At 55.8% G+C, this 20,395-nt stretch carries 12 protein-coding genes; 7 read left to right on the plus strand and 5 right to left on the minus strand.

What is annotated here, in order from left to right; translation table 11 throughout:
- The coding region (locus ABEA92_RS16230) for a transposase (protein ID WP_345684896.1) at nt 1–205 on the minus strand (205 nt) is incomplete at its 3' end.
- Between the two features lie 186 nt (nt 206–391).
- Here ABEA92_RS16230 and ABEA92_RS16235 point away from each other — a divergent pair.
- From ABEA92_RS16235 to ABEA92_RS16250, 4 genes are all read left to right on the plus strand, one after another.
- Entirely contained in the window at nt 392–790 is a 399-nt protein-coding gene (locus ABEA92_RS16235; RefSeq protein ID WP_345684897.1) for a hypothetical protein, read from the plus strand.
- 1,122 nt (nt 791–1,912) lie between these two features.
- Entirely contained in the window at nt 1,913–3,361 is a 1,449-nt protein-coding gene (locus ABEA92_RS16240) for an efflux RND transporter periplasmic adaptor subunit (RefSeq protein WP_425572448.1), read from the plus strand.
- Complete coding sequence (locus ABEA92_RS16245) at nt 3,358–6,705, plus strand: efflux RND transporter permease subunit (RefSeq protein WP_345684898.1); 3,348 nt, start codon at nt 3,358–3,360, stop codon at nt 6,703–6,705. The genes ABEA92_RS16240 and ABEA92_RS16245 overlap by 4 nt, the downstream gene beginning before the upstream one ends.
- A 671-nt stretch (nt 6,706–7,376) precedes the next feature.
- On the plus strand, nt 7,377–8,513 hold the full coding sequence (locus ABEA92_RS16250) for a hypothetical protein (protein WP_345684899.1): 1,137 nt from the start codon (nt 7,377–7,379) through the stop codon (nt 8,511–8,513).
- A 288-nt stretch (nt 8,514–8,801) separates the two neighbouring features.
- Here ABEA92_RS16250 and ABEA92_RS16255 read toward each other — a convergent pair whose 3' ends face one another.
- From ABEA92_RS16255 to ABEA92_RS16270, 4 genes are all read right to left on the minus strand, one after another.
- On the minus strand, nt 8,802–9,254 hold the full coding sequence (locus tag ABEA92_RS16255; protein ID WP_345684900.1) for a hypothetical protein: 453 nt from the start codon (nt 9,252–9,254) through the stop codon (nt 8,802–8,804).
- Nucleotides 9,255–9,367: 113 nt separating this feature from the next.
- Nucleotides 9,368–11,971: a tetratricopeptide repeat protein gene (locus ABEA92_RS16260; protein WP_345684901.1), complete on the minus strand. Its 2,604-nt coding sequence runs from the start codon at nt 11,969–11,971 to the stop codon at nt 9,368–9,370.
- A 186-nt stretch (nt 11,972–12,157) separates the two neighbouring features.
- Nucleotides 12,158–12,997 carry a 2-phosphosulfolactate phosphatase gene (locus tag ABEA92_RS16265; protein ID WP_345684902.1) on the minus strand — a complete coding sequence of 280 codons (840 nt, stop codon included), beginning with the start codon at nt 12,995–12,997 and terminating at the stop codon, nt 12,158–12,160.
- 13 nt (nt 12,998–13,010) lie between these two features.
- The gene (locus ABEA92_RS16270) at nt 13,011–13,202 is read right to left on the minus strand and encodes a CPXCG motif-containing cysteine-rich protein (protein ID WP_008699114.1); all 192 of its coding nucleotides are present in this window, start codon (nt 13,200–13,202) and stop codon (nt 13,011–13,013) included.
- Between the two features lie 26 nt (nt 13,203–13,228).
- Between ABEA92_RS16270 and ABEA92_RS16275 the strand changes: the two genes are divergently transcribed.
- From ABEA92_RS16275 to rsgA, 3 genes are all read left to right on the plus strand, one after another.
- A complete protein-coding gene (locus ABEA92_RS16275) occupies nt 13,229–16,549 on the plus strand; it encodes a RecQ family ATP-dependent DNA helicase (RefSeq protein ID WP_345684903.1) in 3,321 nt (1,106 codons plus the stop codon).
- A gap of 450 nt (nt 16,550–16,999) precedes the next feature.
- Nucleotides 17,000–19,051 carry an ATP-dependent zinc metalloprotease FtsH gene (ftsH, locus tag ABEA92_RS16280; RefSeq protein WP_345684904.1) on the plus strand — a complete coding sequence of 684 codons (2,052 nt, stop codon included), beginning with the start codon at nt 17,000–17,002 and terminating at the stop codon, nt 19,049–19,051.
- A gap of 14 nt (nt 19,052–19,065) precedes the next feature.
- Nucleotides 19,066–20,217 carry a ribosome small subunit-dependent GTPase A gene (rsgA, locus tag ABEA92_RS16285; protein ID WP_345684905.1) on the plus strand — a complete coding sequence of 384 codons (1,152 nt, stop codon included), beginning with the start codon at nt 19,066–19,068 and terminating at the stop codon, nt 20,215–20,217.
- The last annotated feature ends 178 nt before the right edge of the window (nt 20,218–20,395 follow it).

Consider the following 20,395-nt stretch of genomic DNA (forward strand, 5'->3'; position numbering starts at 1 on the left):
GGACGCCTTGTTGCAGTCGATGCAAGATGGCATCGAAGGTGCCGTCCTTGCTCCAATTGTTGAAATGATCATAGACGGTCTGCCACTTTCCAAATCGTTCGGGCAAGTCACGCCAAGCCGCTCCGGTACGCAAAATCCAAAAGATCCCATTGAGGATGACACGGCGATCTTTCGGAGGCCGACCGACCGACTTACGTTCAACCATCACTAGATCCGCAATTAGTTCCCATTGATCGTCGGTTAAGCAATGCCGCCCCACCATGATTACCTCCTCCCTTTCGTTCGAACTAACTTACCTCTCATTCGTACGAGATAACGGGCAACATGGTTTTCAGACAGAGCCTAGTGCAGAACTGCGACGTAAATCCCTTTTGTTAGTGGCCACTCCCCGATGACTGACCGCGACGAACGCTGGTTTAAAACTCAATGCGGTCGTGACGTTCAGCTTAATGCAATCCATATTCGCCCCTTCGATCACGGTTTTCTCGAAGGTCGGGCCGAAACCGTTCGTGAACACGTGGCCCCAGAGCTTGCAGACACTGCGCGCGAGTTGATTCGTGGTACCGCTGCCGTGTTCGTTGACACAATCCCGGGGCCTGACGATTCGTATCCCGCGCTTGTCTACTTTTGTGACTTTACCTGCTATAGCGCTGTAAACCCCGCGGCCGATTGTTCTTCGTTGACTGCTGTTTGGTTTGCGGACGACCTATCGAAACCGATTCCGGACTTCTTGCGTTCACGTGTGGCAAAACTTGATTGGGCCAAGCACGCAGCCGACGGTTATTGGTAGTGCACTGTGGTCACTAACTACATAGCCGCTTCGTGGCGAGGATGCCGTCGGGTGTTTGAGCTCGCTCGGTTGACGTCACCAAGTGTTAGTGGAATGTCGCAACAAGTTGCGCTGAGTACTCCTTTGAAATGCTTCGTTGAGGGCTGTGTTATCACGTGGTCAGAAGGAAACAGGAAAATGGGTGACAGAAAAATGCGGATGCTGGATGTCGGGGGCTGACCATTTTCCTGTCCCACAGTTTCCTGTAAATTCAACATTGCTTGAGTGGTGAGTGGAGCGACGCATCGCGAAGCCAAATTTTGGGTCGACTCAACTGTGTAGCAACCTGCGGTACCTCGTCTCACAACATCGCCTAAGATCCGATGTCCAACGAGCGAGTCTCCAGCATCGAGCTTGGCAATTCTAGAGCACGACGGCGAGTCGTTCATGATCCCGTTGCCGGATCGAGTTCAATTTCTCGCATCGGCGTAGGGCCGCGGATCACGACATCGAACCTGCAGAGTCACAAGACTTGTGGCGACGTCGAAAGGAATGATCTATTCGGTATTTCCCGTCGACAGATGATGCGACGCCAGCCAAATGTCACGCCAGCCAACATGGCACGGCTGTCGAGCGAAGGCCGCTGTATCGTCTTTTTCCGCCTTGCGCGTCTTTTATTTCGGGGCGTGGCGGATTCGTGTGAGGGTCGAACATTACCTACCCTGCGGGCGGCGCGGCAGACGCATGCTGGTGTCAAAGTAATGGTGTGACCGTCTCGCGTGCCAGCGCCCGTGACTGTAGGTGGTGTCCTGCCCCGCAGTTCCCGCTTTGGGTTGCTCATCCTGCCAAACAGTGTCGTTCGGATGCGTTTTCTGGTTTGGGGGGCGAGCGTCATGAAAGGGGGGGTGAATTGAGATCCGATGCCAGTGGTTGGATCTGTTAGCGATGGCGGGGGGGAGTGTCCATCCCGTTGCATCGAGCTGTATCGTAATTATGGTTTTGGAACCAATGGTTCGCACCGAGCCGGTTCGTTTATGAATCAACGTCGATCCGCTGCTGGGATCGGGAATCGATCTTTCCCTGTCCGGTCGTGTCGATCGGCGAAAAACAATGAGACAAGTGAACTTGAACATCCCACCCACTATGACAGTCCGAGATCCCCTGCCCCGCGTTGGACTGCTGCCCGCCCACTTCGGTCTTGGCATGACACTGCTGTTGTGTGGTGCGCTGTTAGGCTGCAAGGAAACGAGTTCCGGCCCCCCCGAAATGCCTCCGCCGACGGTCACCGTTGCCAAGCCGGTGACCAAGAAGATTGTCGAATGGGACGCGTACACCGGACGGCTAGAGGCGGTGGATTTTGTCGAAGTCCGGGCACGCGTCAGCGGTTACCTCAAGTCGATTCATTTCAAAGAAGGCCAAATTGTTGATGTCGGCGATTTGTTGTTTGTCATCGACCCACGCCCCTTTGAAGCGGAGCTTAATGGGGCGGTCGCGGCATTGAATCAAGCCCAGTCGCAGTTGAAACAGGCCAGAGCGAGTCTGGAGAACGCGAAAGCCAAACAGCATCAGTCCGAAGCGGGGCTGCAGTTAGCCAAGACGCGAATCGAGCGAGCTCGGGCACTCGAGGCGCAGAACGCGGTGTCGATCGAAGAACTCGATCAGCGTGCCGCCGAGTTCCAGCAAGCCGAAGCGGACTTGGAAGCCAGCAAGGCGGGTATCAGTGCGGCCGAAGCCGAGATTGCGACCGCCGAAGCGGCGATCGAATCCGCCCGCGCTGGGGTCGAAACGGCGGAGTTGAATTTGGACTATACCCAGGTTCGTGCCCCCGTCAGCGGCCGGATCAGCCGCCAATACGTGACCGAAGGCAACCTCGTCAGCGGTGGCACGGCGACGTCCACTCTGTTGACAACAATCACGTCGGTCGACCCGATCTACTGTACGTTTGATGTCAACGAACAAGACGTGTTGAAGTACATTCGCTTGGCCCAAATCGGCGAACGAAAAAGTTCTCGCGAGGCCAAGAATCCCGTGTTTCTCGGTTTGGTCGACGAGTCCGGATTTCCTCACGAGGGGCATATGGACTTTGTCGATAACCATTTCGATGTGAACACCGCAAGCATGCGTGCACGCGGTGTGATTCCCAATCATGACCGAGTGCTGCTGCCGGGAATGTTCGCACGGATTCGGATTCCTGGTAGTGCCGCACACCAAGGCGTGCTGGTGCCCGATTCGGCAATCGGCACCGACCAATCATCTCAATACGTCTATATCGTGGTGGACAATGTAATCCAACGACGCGGCGTCAAGCTTGGTCCGATGGTTGATGGACTTCGTGTCGTGCGTGAGGGATTAAGTGGTAGTGAGACGCTTGTCATTCAAGGTTTGCTGCAGTCACGACCCGAGATGACCGTGCAAGTCAAACCAGGGAAGATCGAAGCCATTGAGGATGGATTGCCTGATGACTATCAACCGTTGCCACCAGAGAAGTGGATGTCGCGTGTTCCCGACCCGCAGCCCGTTTCCAGTACAATCCAGGCCAATGCGATGATCGGCTTGGACTCGCCGCCGCAGCCGACGGGGGAAGCACGATGAAGTTTCCTCACTTCTTTATTGAGCGGCCGATCTTTGCCACCGTGCTTTCGTTTGTGATTGTACTGGTCGGCGGAATCACCTATTTCTCGCTGCCGGTTTCACAGTATCCTCCGGTGGCTCCGCCGCAGATTGTTGTCCGTGCCAGTTTTCCTGGAGCAACACCTGACGTCATCGCGGATACGGTCGCGACCCCGATCGAACAAGAGATGAACGGCGTCGACGACATGCTCTATATGGAGTCGTCCTCGAGTGCCGATGGCACGATGCAGTTGACGGTGACGTTCAAATTGGGCACCGATCTCGATGATGCTCAGGTGTTGGTCCAAAACCGCGTCGCGATCGCCGAGTCTCGTCTGCCTGAACAGGTGCGTCAGATTGGGGTGACCACCACAAAGCTGATCCCGGACATGTTGATGGTGGTGCATCTAATCTCGCCGGACGATAGTCGCGATCAGCTTTACATCAGTAACTATGCGTTCTTGAATGTTCGCGATGCCTTGATGCGACTCGATGGCGTTGGTGACATTCGGATTGCCGGCGGCAACGAATATGCGATGCGGATCTGGTTGGACATCGAAAAGATGACCCACGTCGATCTGACCGCCGGAGACGTGATCCAGGCGATCCGTCAACAAAACGTCCAGGTCGCAGCAGGGGTGATTGGTCAACCACCGATCGATCAAACCGGGGCCTTTCAGTTGAACGTGACGACGCAGGGACGTTTGCGTGAAACGGACGAATTCGGCGAGATCATCGTCAAACGCGGTAGCGATGGGCGGGTCACTCGGCTTAGCGATGTGGCGCGGATCGAGTTGGGGGCCCAGGACTATTCGCGGCTCAGTTACCTCGATGGTCAACCGGCGATCGCGGTGCTGGTGTACCAAAGACCAGGAACCAACGCGGTCGATACCGCCGAGGAAGTAAAGCGGACGATGCAGGAAATCGCTGCCGATTTTCCTCAAGGCATTGGCTACGAGATCGCCTACAACCCAACCGATTTTGTCGAAGAATCCATCTCGGAAGTTTTTAATACGCTGTTCATCACGACCGTGTTTGTGGTGTTAACGGTGTTCCTGTTCTTGCATGGATGGCGGCCGACGATCATTCCCGTGATCGCGATTCCGATTTCGTTGATCGGCACGTTTGCCGCGATGCAGAGTCTCGGCGTCACCCTGAATACGTTGTCGTTGTTTGGGTTGGTGTTGGCGATCGGCATTGTGGTGGACGATGCGATTGTCGTGGTGGAAAACGTCGAACGACTGATTGCCGAAGGATTGTCGCCTCGCCAAGCGACGCACAAGGCGATGGACGAAGTGGGCTCGGCGTTGATCGCGACAACGTTGGTGTTGATTGCGGTTTTTGTGCCGACCATTTTCGTCCCAAGCATCAGTGGGCAATTTTACCAACAGTTTGCGCTCACGATCGCAATCTCGACCGCGTTTTCCACCTTCGTTTCGCTCACGCTCAGCCCCGCGTTGTGTGCGTTGTTGTTGAAGCCCAAAGGGGCAGAGAAGCATGGGGTCGCGCGACTGGGCGACGTTCTGTTCGGTTGGTTCTTTCGGCTGTTCAACCGCTTTTTCGATGTGACCAGCAATATCTATGCAGGGATTGTCGCTCGCATTGTACGGATGACCGCGGTGTCGCTGCTGCTGTACGCCGGGCTGTTGGTGTGTACGTGGTATAGCTTCGGAATGGTTCCCAAAGGTTTCATTCCTCAACAGGACCAAGGCTATTTGATCGTCAGTATTCGTTTGCCCGACGGCGCGTCGTTGGCGCGAACCGATGAAGTGACTCGTCATGTCGCCGAGCTTGGCGGCAGCATTGATGGTGTGGCCCACGCGGTCGGAATCGCGGGGCTCTCAGGGGCGACCTTTACGATCAGCCCCAATGCCGCCGTGACGTTCCTGCCGTTAGAGGATGCCAAGGAACGTGCGGCACGCGGTCGTGGGATCGATGAGATCATCGCCGATTTGCGAGCGAAGGTTGCTGATATCAACGAGGCTCAGGTCTTTGTGATCCCTCCGCCCCCGGTTCGCGGAATCGGTCGCGGTGGCGGATTCAAAATGTATGTGCAAGACCGCCGAGGTGCCGGCACCGAGGTGTTGAATGATGTGATTGAAACGATGGTCGCGCAGGCCAATCAGCAACCTGGAATCACACAGGCATTTTCCAATTTGCGAATCAATGTGCCGCAGATTTTTACCGACGTGGATCGCGACAAGTCGGAAATGCTCGACGTGCCGGTGAACAACGTGTTCGAAGCGCTGCAGGTCTATTTGGGATCGCTGTACGTCAACGATTTCAATTTTCTTGGGCGTACCTATCGCGTCACTGCGCAGGCTGAACCTGAGTTTCGAGATGAGCCGAGTGATATTTTGCGTTTACGGACTCGCAGTGCTCGCGGGGCGTCGGTTTCACTCGGTTCGATCGTCGAGCTGAAGCAGATTGCCGGTCCAGACCGATTGGTGCGTTACAATCTGTATCCGGCAGCCGACATCAACGGCACCACCGTCCCGGGATTCAGTACCGGCCAATCGTTGACGACGATGGAGGATTTGGCGGCAATCAATCTTCCTCCGGGGTTTGGTTTTGAGTGGACCGAGCTGGCGTTCCAGGAGCGTCAGGCCGGAAACACGATCATGTTTCTGTTCCCGCTCGCCGTGTTGTTTGTGTTTCTCGCGTTGGCGGCGCAATACGAAAGCTGGCTATTGCCGCTTGCGATCATCTTGATCGTCCCATTGTGTCTGTTGTTTGCCATTCTCGGCGTCTGGTTCCGAGGCATGGAAAACAACATTTTGACACAGATTGGTTTTATCGTGCTGGTTGGTTTGGCGTGTAAGAATGCGATTTTGATCGTGGAATTTGCCAAAGCCGAAGAGGATGCGGGTAAGGATCGATTTCAAGCCGCGATCGACGCGTGTCGATTGCGACTGCGTCCGATTCTGATGACCGCATTCTCGTTCATCTTGGGAGTCATTCCCTTGTTGGTTGCCACCGGGGCCGGATTTGAGATGCGTCGCGTTCTAGGCACCGCCGTGTTTAGTGGCATGCTGGGCGTGACGGTTTTCGGTCTTTTCTTGACCCCGGTGTTCTACGTCGTGTTGCGTGGTTTCACTCGTAAAGCCTCGCTGGCATTGCCTGACGGTGATGCCGTAGCGGTAGCGGCCAACGGTGAAGCATCGCTGCTTGATTCACAGACGACAATCATTGATGCCGATTCGACCGCCGCCGCGGTGGTCGCGACGAAGTCAGGTGTAACCGATTCAGAGGACCCGGAATCAACCGATGCTGCGATCGAGGCTACGGAGCCAAACGAAAGTTCCGCTTCGTCCGGCCAAGCGTAGAGGTGGCGTCGCTTCTAGTCTCGAGTCTGAAAGGGACTGAACCCGAGGTCGACGTAGGGCAACACCTTGAAGCACTAAGAGCCAGCAACTTTTTCTGCAGCTACGCTCGTCAGGGCGTGGACGAGCGTTGAGGAGCATGAATCATTGCTGTCGACATGCGAATCAGCACTTCCCAGTGAAGATCGCTGCCAGGAAATTGCTTCACCGCGTTGAACGCGTGAGGACTCAGCCGGAAAAAGGGGCACGCGTTGTTTGTCGCGTCTCCGCTTTCAGCAAAATTTTTTTTGGCAGATGCGCCGGGAGACCCAGCCGATTGTCACTGGAACACCGTTTTTTCCGTGCTTTGACTGGTGGAACGGGGATGATCCCTTTCTTATTTGCAATCTAGGGCAAAGTTCATTACAATCCCCCCGGTAGGGTCGGCTAATGCGGCGCCTCCGAACCCCTATCGTGGGGCTTTTCAATGCGGATTCTAAACTTATCAATCAGGCGGCAATGTAGACAAGGCAGGGAAGCATCACTTTGACAGTGATCTGCGGAACCTCGGGCAAAAAAAAGCGTTGTCACCTTCGAGGGCTCAAGCTTCCTGCTTCTCTATCAGGATCGCGGTCGCGTCCTCCGGTAAACGGTCCGCGACCCACTTATCTGACTGCGAATAGGAGTCAAACTTCATGCGAAAAACCAAGAGCGAACCTTGGATGCTGGGGCGTGTTCCGCACGGTTTCTGGGACCTTGCCGAGAACCGACTCGCCTACATGAGTTGGCTCGGAGAGCGGCTTGGTTACACAAAGCCCGAGGATTGGTACGGAATTCAGCAGAAGCATTTCAAGCAGAATTATGGAGGTGGTTTGCTGGCGGCTCACTACAGCGATTCGCCTCAGAATGCGGTGCGTGAATTCATGCCAAGACGGAAATGGCATTCGTGGTTGTTTTCGCGTGCAACAAATGGCTATTGGCAGAAACCCGAGAACCGTCGCGAGTTCATGTTGTGGCTGGAAAAACAGTTGGGGATTCAGGGCAAAGAAGACTGGTATCGTGTGACCAAGAATGACTTTACTCGTCACGGAGGGCTCGGGCTGCTGAATAATTATTACGGCTGCAGTGTCGCAGCGGCACTCCAGGAATTCAAGCCTCTGATGCAATTGGATGAGTGGAGGTTCGAAACCGTGCCGCAGGGTTTTTGGAACTCCCATGAAAACCGACGTCGCTACATGGATTGGCTAGGATTCAAGCTAAAGATTCGTACGCCTGAGTTATGGTATGGCGTTACGGTGCATGACATCCGAGAGAACTATGGGACCACGCTGTTGACGATGTGTGGTGGATCGATCTATCGGATGGTCAGTGAGTATTTGCCAAAATTCCAGTGGAAACCTTGGCTGTTCCATTACACGCCGAGCGGGTATTGGGAAGACGACAAGAATCGCAAAGAATACTTGCAGTGGTTGGGCAAGGAATTGGAGTTTCGCACTCCCAAAGATTGGTACCAATTGCGCGAGCATCACTTTTTGCGGTCCGGCGGCAGTTGGTTGTTTGCCAAGTACTACGGTTACTCGCCGCTACGCGCTGCGGAAGAGCGGTATCCGAAATACAAATGGAATCCAGATCGATTCCGCTCGGCCGGTAAGGCACACGCGAACGAGAAGACGCTTGCCGCCGAAGAGTCCAGCGAACTCGAGCAACCTAGCGAATCTCGCAAAAACGGTGTGAGCAAGAAAACCAGTGCGTCGGTGAAAAGCCGTAAGACTCGAAAAACAACGACGAGGAAGAAGACACGTCGCAATTCTGCAGCCAGCTTTGTCGCCTAGCCAGCTGTGTCGCCTAGCCCGTGGTGTCGCTTGGCTCGCTTGTGTCATGCGGCACTTGTCCGCATCGCCATAGGCGTGACCAAGCCACAACGGACGCGTCATGACGATGTTGCGTGAGTACTGGGCCGCGTAAGTACTGGGCTTTGTAAGTACTGCGCCGTATGAACCCAGACTGTCATCCCCAACAACAATCGCCGCTGTCGACTTGGCGGCGGCAGTCGCGAATCAGGTGGCCATCTTCAGCGACTTGCTCGACCGAGACTGGCTCGACCGCGATTCGTACGATCGCTACTGGCTCGATAGGTCCAATGAGCTGCCGCGGGTCGACATCGATTGGGCTGATTGAGCGTAGCTTCGGTTGGCCTGTTTGGCACCATCGCTGCGGCGGATTTGTTCCTCGATCTCGCCACGATTCTTGGTCAACTGCTGCTCGCAATCGCTTTCGATTTTCATCAGTTCCATCAGCATCGTTTCGGTGGCTTCATGCTGTGCTCGGCACTCGCTTCGCATTTCGCGGGACGCCCACTGCCGCGTTTCTGGATCGTCTCCGATCGCGGTATGCAGTCGTTTCGACAGTTCGCTGAGAACGCCCAGCGGTTTCTGTTTCTGCGATAACAGTTGCATCAGCTCATTCATGCGGCCCGACTGCACTGCCGCCAATTGGGCATGTCCAAGTTCGACCAATTCCAACGCAGCGGCGTGGCGTTGTTGAACGAGGCTAGAGAGTTCATCACTGTTCATCGTATCGACGCTCGAGGTGACTGGTTTTGGAGGTGTACGGAGACGTGGCAACGGTTCATGCGGTTGATGGATGGCAAGGAGTGCGTCGTTCGGGACGCCACCGATGACGACGATTAGACGCCACCGCCGGGATCACGCATGCCGGCGGTCATCCAGGCAATCATTTCTTCCCATCCCGCGCGATCGTAACGCGTGGTTCGTTTGAATTCGTCATCCAATTTCGGAGGAATTTGTTTCAGCACCACACTTGCTTGGCGAATCAGCAGATCGGCTTCGCGACGACGTCCAAGTTCGCGGACACAGCGTGCTTGGCCAAGGATCGCTTCTAACGCGGGCGGTTGGTTCATGTAGCGCAGCGATACGGTGCGGTACGCGGTAGCGGCTTCTTCGAACAGCCCCATTTCCTTGAGCGTATCAGCTTCGGCCATCATGCAATTTCGCAGCAGAGCTTGGGCATCGTTCGTCAATTTCTGTTCTTCTTCGCGGCGCAGAATCCGCTCCTTTAGTTCGCGGAATCCTACCAACGCGGCATTCAATTCGGATTCGACTTTGGTTCGCAAGGCGCGTCTCGCGGCATCGAGAATGTCAGTCGATTGTGCCTCGAGCCGCGGCCACTGCGCTGCCAAGATATGCGATCGTGCTGCCAAGTAGGCGGCGGCATCGGCGCGAGGCGCGGGTTGATAACGCAACACCGCTTCGTCTAGTCGACGAATGGCGGCATCGAGAATCGGTTGGTTTTCTTGCAGCAGTTTTGCTCGCTCCGGTGGATCCGCGTGCTCTGCGATCAAGTGATTCTTGTAGCTTTTTTGATAGAGAACTTCGGCTAGCGTGAACAGCGAATCACGCCATGCCGGGCTTTGAGGCGTCAATTCCCCGTCTTGCAGATTGTCGATCAGGTAGCCACGGGCTTTTTCAATGTCGCCGGTTTCCGAATACGCCAGCGCCATCAGCAGTCGTGCATCGTAGCGAAGCGGGTCGCGTGGGTATTCCGCAATCACCGTTTCCAACGCTTCGATCGCGTCATCGGGTTGGTTTTCTGCTAACAGCGCACGACCTAGGGCGATCAACCCCCGCGGTTGACGTTGCCGTTCTTCGTAACGGAGGTAGGAACGCAACAGGCGAATGCTTCGTTCAAAATGACGACCCTGTTGGTACGAATCGATCGCCGCCCACTGGGTTTTGATGTAACGTGGGGTATCAAAGTCAAGCTCGGCGGCTCGGGTAAACGCATCGCCAGCTTGGCGAAAGCGACGCCGAGCGAGCGAAGCAGCCGCCGAAGAAATCTCGCCGTTTAGCTGGGTGCCTGCGCGCAGTGTGCTGGCCGCCCACTCGCGAAAAGCAATGCCTTCTTGCATTAACGCCGCTGAACGTGTGAAGATCGGCGGCAAGCTGCGGGCCACATCAATCGTTTCTTGGTAAGCCGATTGATCGCGTAGTTTTTCGAGGGCGGCGATCAAACGGCGACGAAATTCGACTAACGAGACCATGGTTGGGTCGAAGCCTCGCAAATCGCCCATCTCACGCATCATGTAGCGGATCGTTTGGACGAGCTCGACGCCGAGTCCAAGCGCGGCGAGCTGTTCGATCTCTTCCAGACCGCTGATGATCGCGGCGCCACCGAATGGGCGTTGTTGCCGTGTGGCACTCCACTGCGTTAGTGCTTGATTGGGCATGCCTTGGCATTGATAGGCCCGGCCTGCCCAAATTCTCGCCTCCGATGCAATCTGCGGCGAAGCTTCACGCTGCAAATCAAAAAGTGCCTTCATCGTGGGGGCCAATTCCGCGATGACTTCTTCGCGGCTATCGGACGGATTGTCTGGTTGTTTGCCATATCGCCCAATCGCTTTGCGGATTTGCACCACGCCATGGGCAAGTTTAAAACGATGTTGGAATCCGATGTACGAAGCTTGTTTGGTCACATCGGCTGCTTCGATCGCTTGTTTTCCTCGCTGGATTGCTGCTTCAGCCTCGGCGTAGCGGCCCAGCCGCGTCAACGCGTCGATTTGGATCAAGTTGGCTTCGAACCGTTGTTGCGGTCGGAGCGTTTGGTCGGCCAGGATGACTTGAATCGTCTCCAGTGCAAGTTCGGGTTGAGGGTCGCGGGTGCGAAGCAGGGTTTCGGCCAGTAACGGCAATAGCTCCCGTCGCAACGTCGGGTCCAGCACGATCAGCTCTTCGAACAAGGCTGCCGCTCGGTCGAATTCCCCCAATTGGAAATAGGATTCGGCGAGCAGCCGTTTGCCCTCGACCTCGCGGCCGACCGGCAATCCTTTTTCCACCGCCGCTTTGAAATCGGGGATGGCGGCGATCAAGATTTCGCGGCGTTCGCGATTGTCATCGGTTTCGCGAGCCCGCACCACCTCGCCCGCGCTGATAAGGAATTGACGCAGTTTTCGCCACTCCGCAAGCGGATCTTCGTTTTCATCCGTTCCCTTGGCCGCTTTCCCGCTTGCGTCATCCTCCGGCAACTCTTCGCCCAAATCGACGGATTTAGCCAGCCGGCCGGCGACGATGGCATTGCCAGCAATGTATTCTCGCGAGGCAATTTTTAGCGTCTCGATGGCATCGGGCGGGCCATTACCAAGCCAAACCGAAAACACCGTCCCAAACCCCAAAATCGCGATCGCGGCAGCAAGCACCAAAAGCGACGTGGTGATCTTGTCACGACTTACCGCCGGTTGGCTTTCGTCGGTTGGATCTGCCTGTTTTTTAGCCACCTTTGACTCAGAACCGTTTGCTTGGTTTGGATGTGTTGGGGGGACACGATGCCATTTCGCGTGGAAACATTCGAAATGGACTGTTAGAGACGGACCATTTGACACGTTGGGAATTAGCAGAAAACGGCCTTGGCGGTCAAGTTGTTCTGTCCCCCGCCCCCCTGAACGCGTTGCGATCGCGTTCGCCTAGCGTCCAAAAACGCTCGCTCCCTCGCGAATCGCGATTCGCCGAGGCACCACCGAAACCGAATCGACTTGGGCGCAGCGAAGCAAATCGGCCTCGTAACCCGCTCGAATCAAATTTTTGCCCCCGCGCGACTGTGACAGCCGGCTGGCCAACGCCGCCGCATGCTCCGTGGACAATTCCGCCGATTCAGATGGGCCCGCGGCTTCGGTTGAGCCCGCAGGCTCGGATACACGAGCCTGCGATTCCCCAGCATCGGGGGCAAACCAGGACCGCCACATCTCGCAGGCGATCTGTGATTCGTCATTCAGTTCCAACGAAGCAAGCTGACGTTGGTCAAGCCGCGACTGAAAATGACTGACCAACGCCCCGGCAAACAAAACATCTTCCAACGTGACGAAACCATCGGTACCGGCACAAACCAAGGCAACGCATGCATCCGGATCCAAGGATTCGGCCACCGCCCGCTGATTGACAAAGCTGCCCAATAGAACCTGTTTTGCTAGCGAAGCGGCTTGAATCGCCTTGGTCCCGTTGGTGGTGGTGACAATCAAATGCCGGCCGGCGACTCGCGAGGGCGAGTACTCTGCAGGCGAATTACCGCAATCAAAGCCTTCGATCGGCACGCAGCTGCGTTCGCCGCACAGCAGCGGTGGTGGGGAAAGGTTGTTTGCGATTTCGCGTGCGGTTTGGACATCGCATGTCGTCGTGATTTCTTCGGCACCATTGGCAATGGCCACCGACATCACGGTCGTCGCCCGCAAAATGTCGATCACGACCGCAACATCGGTCGTTTCGTCGATCGGATTGGTAGAGGGAAGAAACGAGGTCGCCAATCGCATTGAGAAAAAGTTCCTAAAAATGATCTTGTTCGGGTTCTGCCCACACCCGAGCTTCGTCCTCGAGCCAATCGACGTGGATCACGTTTGGATTGCAACAGACCGGGCAATCTTCGACATATTCTTGCCGGGTGCCGGACGAAGGGTCCAGCGGAATGACAATTTCTTCACCACAAGAATCGCAGACGTAAGAGGATTCGCTATCCATTTTGACAATCCTGACAGGTAAAAAGGGTGTCTGATGGTAAAAAGGCGGAACGTGTGCAAACGGCTTTGGGCGTTCTCGATGAAGTGCCGATGCTACCCTATAATCAAGCCGACGATGAGTATCCCCCCGTTCTTTTCTTGAGTGCCATGCCCGGACCCGCAATCTCACGATCCGTTTCGTCCGGTAACACCGCAGCGGGGCATCACGTGGATCCGACCGTCTTGCTGGCTCGGTTTGGATTAACACAATTTCGGCCTGGCCAACGCGATGTGGTCGATGCGGTTGCCGACGGGCACGACGTGATGTGCGTGATGCCAACCGGGGGTGGTAAAAGTCTGTGTTACCAACTGCCGAGTCTCGGTCGGCCTGGGACGACCATTGTCGTGTCACCGTTGATCGCGTTGATGAAGGACCAAGTCGACACGCTGCAGTCGTTGAACATCAAAGCAAAATTGCTCAACAGCACCCTTAGCATGTCCGAGCAAGTCGACGTGATGCAGCAGATGTCGCGGGGCGAGTTGGACTTGGTCTACGTGGCTCCCGAGCGACTTCGCAACACGCGTTTTCTCGAGGCGGTGACGACAGCCGAGGTGACGTTGTTGGCGGTGGATGAAGCCCACTGTGTCAGCGAGTGGGGGCACGATTTTCGCCCGGATTATTCACGGCTGGGACGGTTCCGCGATCGTTACTTGTCGAATGTGCAAACGATCGCGTTGACCGCGACGGCGACTCCGGCGGTGCGGCAAGACATCATCGATTTGTTGCGATTGCGAGAACCGAAGACGTTCGTCACCGGTTTTGCACGCACTAATTTGCGATTTAGTGTTCAGCATTCCAAAAGCGATCGCGAAAAAGACGAGCAACTGGTCAAATACGTCAACCAATGTGAAGGCACCGGGATTATCTACGCTGCGACGCGCAAACGCTGTGAAGAAATTGCCAGCTGGTTGCCTGAGAAGACACGACGTCCCATCGGAGCCTATCATGCGGGCTTGGAACCGATGCAGCGGCAACGGATTCAAGACGACTTTATGTCGGGCAAACTGTCTGCGATCGTGGCGACCAATGCGTTTGGAATGGGGATCGATAAATCCGACATTCGCTACGTGATCCACTACAACATGCCCGGCACCTTGGAGGCGTATTACCAAGAAGCCGGACGCGCCGGGCGGGACGCAAAAGACAGCGATTGTTTGATGTTGTTTTCTTACAACGATCGCTATATCCAAGAGTTCTTTATCGAAAACCGCTACCCTTCGCGCGAAACCGTGTCGAAGGTCTACGAGTTTTTGCTGTCCCGCGAAGAAGACCCAATCGAATTGACGCTCGATCAAGTGCGTGCGGCGATTGACGTCAAAGACGGCAGCGAAGCGATCGGCACCTCGCAAACCTTGTTGGCCAAGGCGGGGGTGCTGAAGCGGTTGGATAGTTCGGCAAACAATGCGATTGTTCGCATCGACAGTAACGCCGCGACGATGTTGGATTTTCTGCCACGCGAAGCCAAAGTTCGCAGACGCGTGATGATGGCGGTCGAAAAGGTCGTGGGCAAACGACGTGGCGAAGACGTCTATGTGACGGTCAAACGATTGACCGAACTGGCCAACGTCGATCGCGATCAACTCGCTCGCACGCTTCGAGAGCTGCGACGATTGAAAGGATTCGATTACGTGCCGCCGTTCCGCGGTCGCGCTGTCCATCTCGTTGAACGCGACATCCCTTTTGATTCGCTTGAAATCGATTTCGAAGAACTCGAGCGACGTCGCCAAGCCGAACATGCCAAGCTGGATGCCGTAATCGGATTTGCGCGTAGCAATGGTTGTCGTCAACGTGTGATCTTGGATTACTTTGGCGACCCTGCAAGCAAGAATTGTGGCAATTGTGATCGCTGCAATCCCGAAGGACGCCGCGCCAACGCGGCCGTGGATCCAGCGAAGATCGCCGAGGCGTTTGCCGGAGTCGATCGCGATGGATTTGTGCGAGGGGTGCGAGTCGTGCTCAGCGGCGTGTTCCGCATGCATGCACGGTTTGGCAAGAATCTTGTGGCCCAGATGCTGTGCGGTTCCAAAAACAAAAAGTTGCAACAGTGGAAACTGCACCGGCTCAGCACGTACGGGTTGCTGTCGCCATTGAAGCAGTCCGAAGTGGTCGCCGTGATGGATGCGTTGATCGAACGCGGGCTGCTGATTCAACGCGAAGTTGATGACCGCCGCCCCACCGTCGATCTGAGCGACTATGGCAGCTTGGTGATGCACGCCAAAGAACCGATCAATGACACGCTGGGGATCAAGTTTCCACTGGTCAAACGGTTGTCGGCCGCAGCGAAAAACTTGGAAGCTGCCGATGTTCATGAAAAATCGAACCCGACGCTCAATGAACCCGAACCGGCCGCGGATGCAGCGCCGCCATCTGCGTCGGACGAATTGAAATCCGAATTGAAGGATCGGCTGAAGCGTTGGCGTCAAAAATCATCCGCCGCGCTCGCGATTCCGGCTTATCGCATTCTCAGCAACGCGACGATTGACCGCATCCTCGATGCGATTCCTCGTTCGACCAGTGAACTCGAAAAAATTTCGGGGGTCGGGCCCGCCACGATCGAGCAGTTTGGTTACGACATTATCCAATTGATCGAAGCGGTCGTGGTCGAGCATGAAGGTGCCGCCGAACCCGATTCCGAGACTGAATCCGAAACTCAGTCCGAGATCACCACCGTCGCCACGCCGGCATCCAACCCGGTCGACCAGGATGGAACGCAAGCCGACGCGGGTGAGAATCATCAGAGAGGTCGCGAGAACGATCCAAGCGATTCGCCAATCGCGGCTTCGACCGACGCGGAACAACGCGGCGAGCCGACCCGCAGCCAAAATGCTAGCAGCCAAACTGGTCGTAACCCAAATGCTAGCAGTCATTCGATCGGTGATAATTCGATTGGCGGTCATTCGAGTGGGGATGAAAAGGACGTCCGCGAGCGTGGCGACAGCAACGTGACTGGCCGCGAGAAGCCGCAGGTCGATTCGGACGCTTCGTATTGTCAAACCGAGCTTTTTGAAGCCGAAGATGCCGAAGTGCGGCCCGAGGCGACGAAGGATCGCCGGCTTCCTGAGATTTTGGAACTCGATTCGGCGGGACCGCTTGCTCCCGATCCTGCGTTGGTGGACCCGTCGACCGACGAGGCAGCGGACGCTTATTGGACATGGCGGCTCTTTCGTGACGGGTACACGGTATCGCAGGTGTCGCTCATTCGTCGCTGTTCCGCCGCGGTCTTGGCTCGCCAATTGGAGATCGCTGCCGCCGTGGGGCACCCGGTCGAAAGCGGTTGGCTCGAGGCGGCGCGTGCGGTGAAGTCTTAAGCGGGGTGACCAGAGAGCGTCGTCACCAGATGTGGCTCGTCCCCCCCGCGACAACGATTTGAGCAATCGGCTTGGCTTGCCGCTCACTTTACTGGCAGACTTGACGCTGGCGAGAAACTACTGCGAGTGGCACGGTTTGCATTTTTGGTCGGTTAGTCATCCAGCGTTACAGTCGATACAATCGGGCCGGGCTACTCGTGATGCAGCGAACCTTGGGGTAAGAAACGATTGCCCAATTGGCTTCTTGAGCAAGCATTTACAGTAAAAGGGTGTGCCGAGTGTGAGCAATCGGCATGCAACGTGCATCCCAGGCGAATGGGGCTGCAAGTATGACATTTTTAACAACAAAAACGCTCGTTAGGCCTCGATTTGGCGTGATTGCCAAAATCGAGCCGGGTGACGAGTAAGTAAGAGAATAAACCTCCGGGTGAAGGCTGACAAAGGAAACCGATGGATAAAAGGTCCGACGAGAAAGATTCGGAAAAGAGTGGCGGCGCGAACAAGCGTGGCAACAACACGTTTCTGATTGCGTTGGTGGTCGCTGGATTGATCGCCATGCTGTTCATGAATCGTGGTGCGAATGTTGCCGAGGTGTCGACCAGTTTCTTTTTGGATCAGCTGGAAAAAAACAACATCGAAGCGGTCCAGATCGGCGATCAACGTGTTTATGGAACGTTCAAGGTCCGTCCCGAAGCGCCGCCGGTATTGGAAGATGGCAAGTTAAAGCCTCAGGTCGACGAGGACGGCAAACCGGTCAAATTGGCCAAAGAGTTCGTTTTTCGCCAATCCAACGATGCCGGAGCAACGGTCCGATTGCAGGAGCGTTTGGAGGCGGCGGACGTCGATTTCCGTGTTTTGCCTCCCGATAATTCGCAGCAGATCATCAGCATCATTGCGTTTATCATTCTGCCCTTGGGAATCGTTTTCTTTCTGTTCATGATGCTCCGCCGCACGCGAAGCGACATGATGGGGGGCGGCTTTTTGTCGGGCTTCAGCAAGAGTCCTGCCAAGCTGTTTGAAGCCTCTGACAAAATGATCACCTTCAACGAGGTGGCCGGACTCGAAGGGGTCAAGGCGGATCTGCAGGAGATCGTCGAATACCTGAAAACGCCTGAAAAGTTTCAGCGGCTCGGTGGGTTTGTTCCCAAGGGTGTGCTGTTAAATGGGCCTCCGGGTACCGGGAAAACTTTGTTGGCTCGCGCTGTGGCTGGCGAAGCCGGGGTGCCGTTCTTTTCGGTCAACGGTAGCGAATTCATTCAAATGTTCGTCGGCGTGGGGGCAAGCCGCGTACGTGACCTGTTTCGCACCGCCAAAGAAAACAGTCCGTCGATCATTTTTATCGACGAAATTGATGCTGTCGGTCGTCAACGTGGTGCCGGCGTCGGCGGCGGGCATGATGAACGAGAGCAGACGCTGAACCAGATCCTTGGCGAAATGGATGGCTTCACGCAGAGCCAGACGGTGATTGTGATTGCTGCGACCAACCGACCGGATGTTTTGGACCCGGCACTGTTGCGCCCAGGCCGTTTTGACCGTCACGTCACCGTGGGGCGTCCGACGATGAAGGGACGGGAAGAGATTTTCAAGGTTCATGTTCGCGATGTACCGCTTGGTGACGATGTGGATCTCAAGCGGCTCGCGGCGGGAACGGTCGGTTTGACCGGTGCCGACATTCGCAACATGGTCAACGAGGCGGCGTTGTGGGCCGCTCGGCAAGATAAAAAGCTTGTCGAGATGAGTGATTTTGATTTCGCCCGCGACAAGATCCTGATGGGAGCCAAGCGTGAAGAGGTTCTGCAGGAGAGCGAGAAGGAAAAGACCGCCTATCACGAGGCCGGGCATACGTTGACCGCATGGCATCTCGATGGAGCCCATGTGGTTCATAAGGTCACGATCATTCCACGTGGCCGCGCCCTGGGCGTGACGCAGTACGTCCCTAGCGAAGATCGTTTGAGCATCAGCAAGCGAGAGCTCGAGCATCAATTGATCGTGCTCTTGGGAGGCCGTGCCGCCGAAAAAATCGTTTACAACGAAACCTGTGTCGGGGCCGAAAACGATCTCGAACGGGCCACCAGTATCGCGCGGCGAATGGTCACGCACTGGGGCATGAGTCCCAAGGTCGGCCCGGTCAGCTACAAGACCAGCGACGAAGATCCATTTTTGGGGCGTGAAATTCATCAATCGCGTCAATTCAGCGAGCATACGCAGGAATTGATTGACGAAGAGGTGGCACGGATTCTGTTGGAAGCCGACCAGAAGGCCGAGCAGTTGCTGCGTGAACGTCGCAGTGAACTCGAGACAATCACACGTGCCCTGTTAGAGCACGAAGAGCTGGGCGAAGCGGAATTGACCGATCTGATCGGCGTTTCGATTCAAGTTCGCAATCGCAAGAAGGGCGATCCGCCACCGGTCGAGCAAACGCTTGCTCCGGAAAGTGGCGCCGACCATAGTCCCGGTTCGGCCGTCGGGGGTCATTCCAATTCGTCACCGCAAGAGAGTTAGCGGATGGCGTCTTGATGGCCAAAAAGAAACGCGGAAAACAACGCACCGACTTTCGTAAGAAGTACCAAGGGCGTGTTCGCCAAGGCGACGTCACGCGAACGTTCCGACAAGGCGACGTGGAAAAGCTTGCCGATGTTGTGCATGGAGAACGCGTCAGCGGCAAAGGTGAGCTGACGCGAAAGCGGACCGTCAACAGTCCAACGATCCAGCAAGACGAGGACGGCGTGACCTCGTCACCCGATCAATCGCTGATCAAGGGACGCGTGATCAGCGTTCATGGGTTGCGGAGCAAAGTGCTTGGCGAAGACGGCGTGTTCTATGAATGCGCGATCCGCCAAGTGCTGAAATCGCTCAGCATCGAACAACGCGGGGTGATCGTTGCGGGCGACCGCGTCTTTTTTCGCGCCGAATCACCGGCGGACGGAATGATCGAAAGCATCGATCCCCGCAGCGGCGTGATTAGCCGCACCAGCCGGGGACGGCAACATGTGATTGCAGCCAACGTCGATTACCTGCTGATCATCACGAGTGCGGCCCAACCAGGATTGAAACCGGCACTCATTGATCGGTTTTTGTTGACGGCGGAACATTGTGGCGTCGAGCCGGTGATTGTGATCAACAAATTGGATCTGATCGATCCAGTGCCGCTGCAACCGATGATCGGGGTGTTTGCTTCGATGGGTTATCGCGTGCTCGTCACCTCGGCCGAAGATGGCACCAATGTCGCCTATTTGCGAGCTTTGTTGGCGGGGAAACAGACGGCGCTGGCGGGTCAAAGCGGCGTTGGAAAAAGCAGTCTGCTCAACGCGATTGAGCCTGGACTCGGATTGGCAGTTTCCGCCGTCAGCCAGGACAATGATAAAGGTCGCCACACCACGACAGCCACCACCTTGATCCCCTTGAAAGGGGGCGGGGCGGTGTTTGACACCCCGGGAATTCGTCAATTCCAGTTATGGGACATCGGTTCGAGCGAGGTTTCGGCGTTAATGCCCGATCTGAGGCCCTACGTGAGCGGCTGTCGCTATCCGAATTGCTTGCATCTAAGCGAGGACGGATGTGCGGTCAAAGACGCAGTGGCCGATTCTCGTATCGACGCACGCCGTTACGATTCCTATTGCCATCTGATCGAAGAATTGCTTAGCGAAGAAGAAGCAACGTTTCGTTGACCAAGTTAGCTAGTCTGACTAGACTAGCGCAGGTCGCGAAAGCAGACAAAAACACGCAAAATACGCAAAATTCATCGAGACGGGCTGAAGGAGACGGCTTGATCGAAGGCACCTTTTCTCTCTTTTCCTGCGTTGCATCAGTCGTTGTTTGATGGCATGGGACGCATCCGCGTTGGTG

Source organism: Novipirellula caenicola, assembly GCF_039545035.1.
Taxonomy (GTDB): domain Bacteria; phylum Planctomycetota; class Planctomycetia; order Pirellulales; family Pirellulaceae; genus Novipirellula; species Novipirellula caenicola.

Excerpts from the sequence above, each read along its gene's own strand:
- ABEA92_RS16250 (WP_345684899.1), top strand. The coding sequence starts at position 7,377 with ATGCGAAAAACCAAGAGCGAACCTTGGATGCTGGGGCGTGTTCCGCAC.
- ABEA92_RS16240 (WP_425572448.1), top strand. The coding sequence starts at position 1,913 with ATGACAGTCCGAGATCCCCTGCCCCGCGTTGGACTGCTGCCCGCCCAC.
- ABEA92_RS16265 (WP_345684902.1), bottom strand. The coding sequence starts at position 12,997 with ATGCGATTGGCGACCTCGTTTCTTCCCTCTACCAATCCGATCGACGAA.
- ABEA92_RS16235 (WP_345684897.1), top strand. The coding sequence starts at position 392 with ATGACTGACCGCGACGAACGCTGGTTTAAAACTCAATGCGGTCGTGAC.
- ABEA92_RS16255 (WP_345684900.1), bottom strand. The coding sequence starts at position 9,254 with ATGAACAGTGATGAACTCTCTAGCCTCGTTCAACAACGCCACGCCGCT.
- rsgA (WP_345684905.1), top strand. The coding sequence starts at position 19,066 with ATGGCCAAAAAGAAACGCGGAAAACAACGCACCGACTTTCGTAAGAAG.
- ABEA92_RS16245 (WP_345684898.1), top strand. The coding sequence starts at position 3,358 with ATGAAGTTTCCTCACTTCTTTATTGAGCGGCCGATCTTTGCCACCGTG.
- ftsH (WP_345684904.1), top strand. The coding sequence starts at position 17,000 with ATGGATAAAAGGTCCGACGAGAAAGATTCGGAAAAGAGTGGCGGCGCG.
- ABEA92_RS16270 (WP_008699114.1), bottom strand. The coding sequence starts at position 13,202 with ATGGATAGCGAATCCTCTTACGTCTGCGATTCTTGTGGTGAAGAAATT.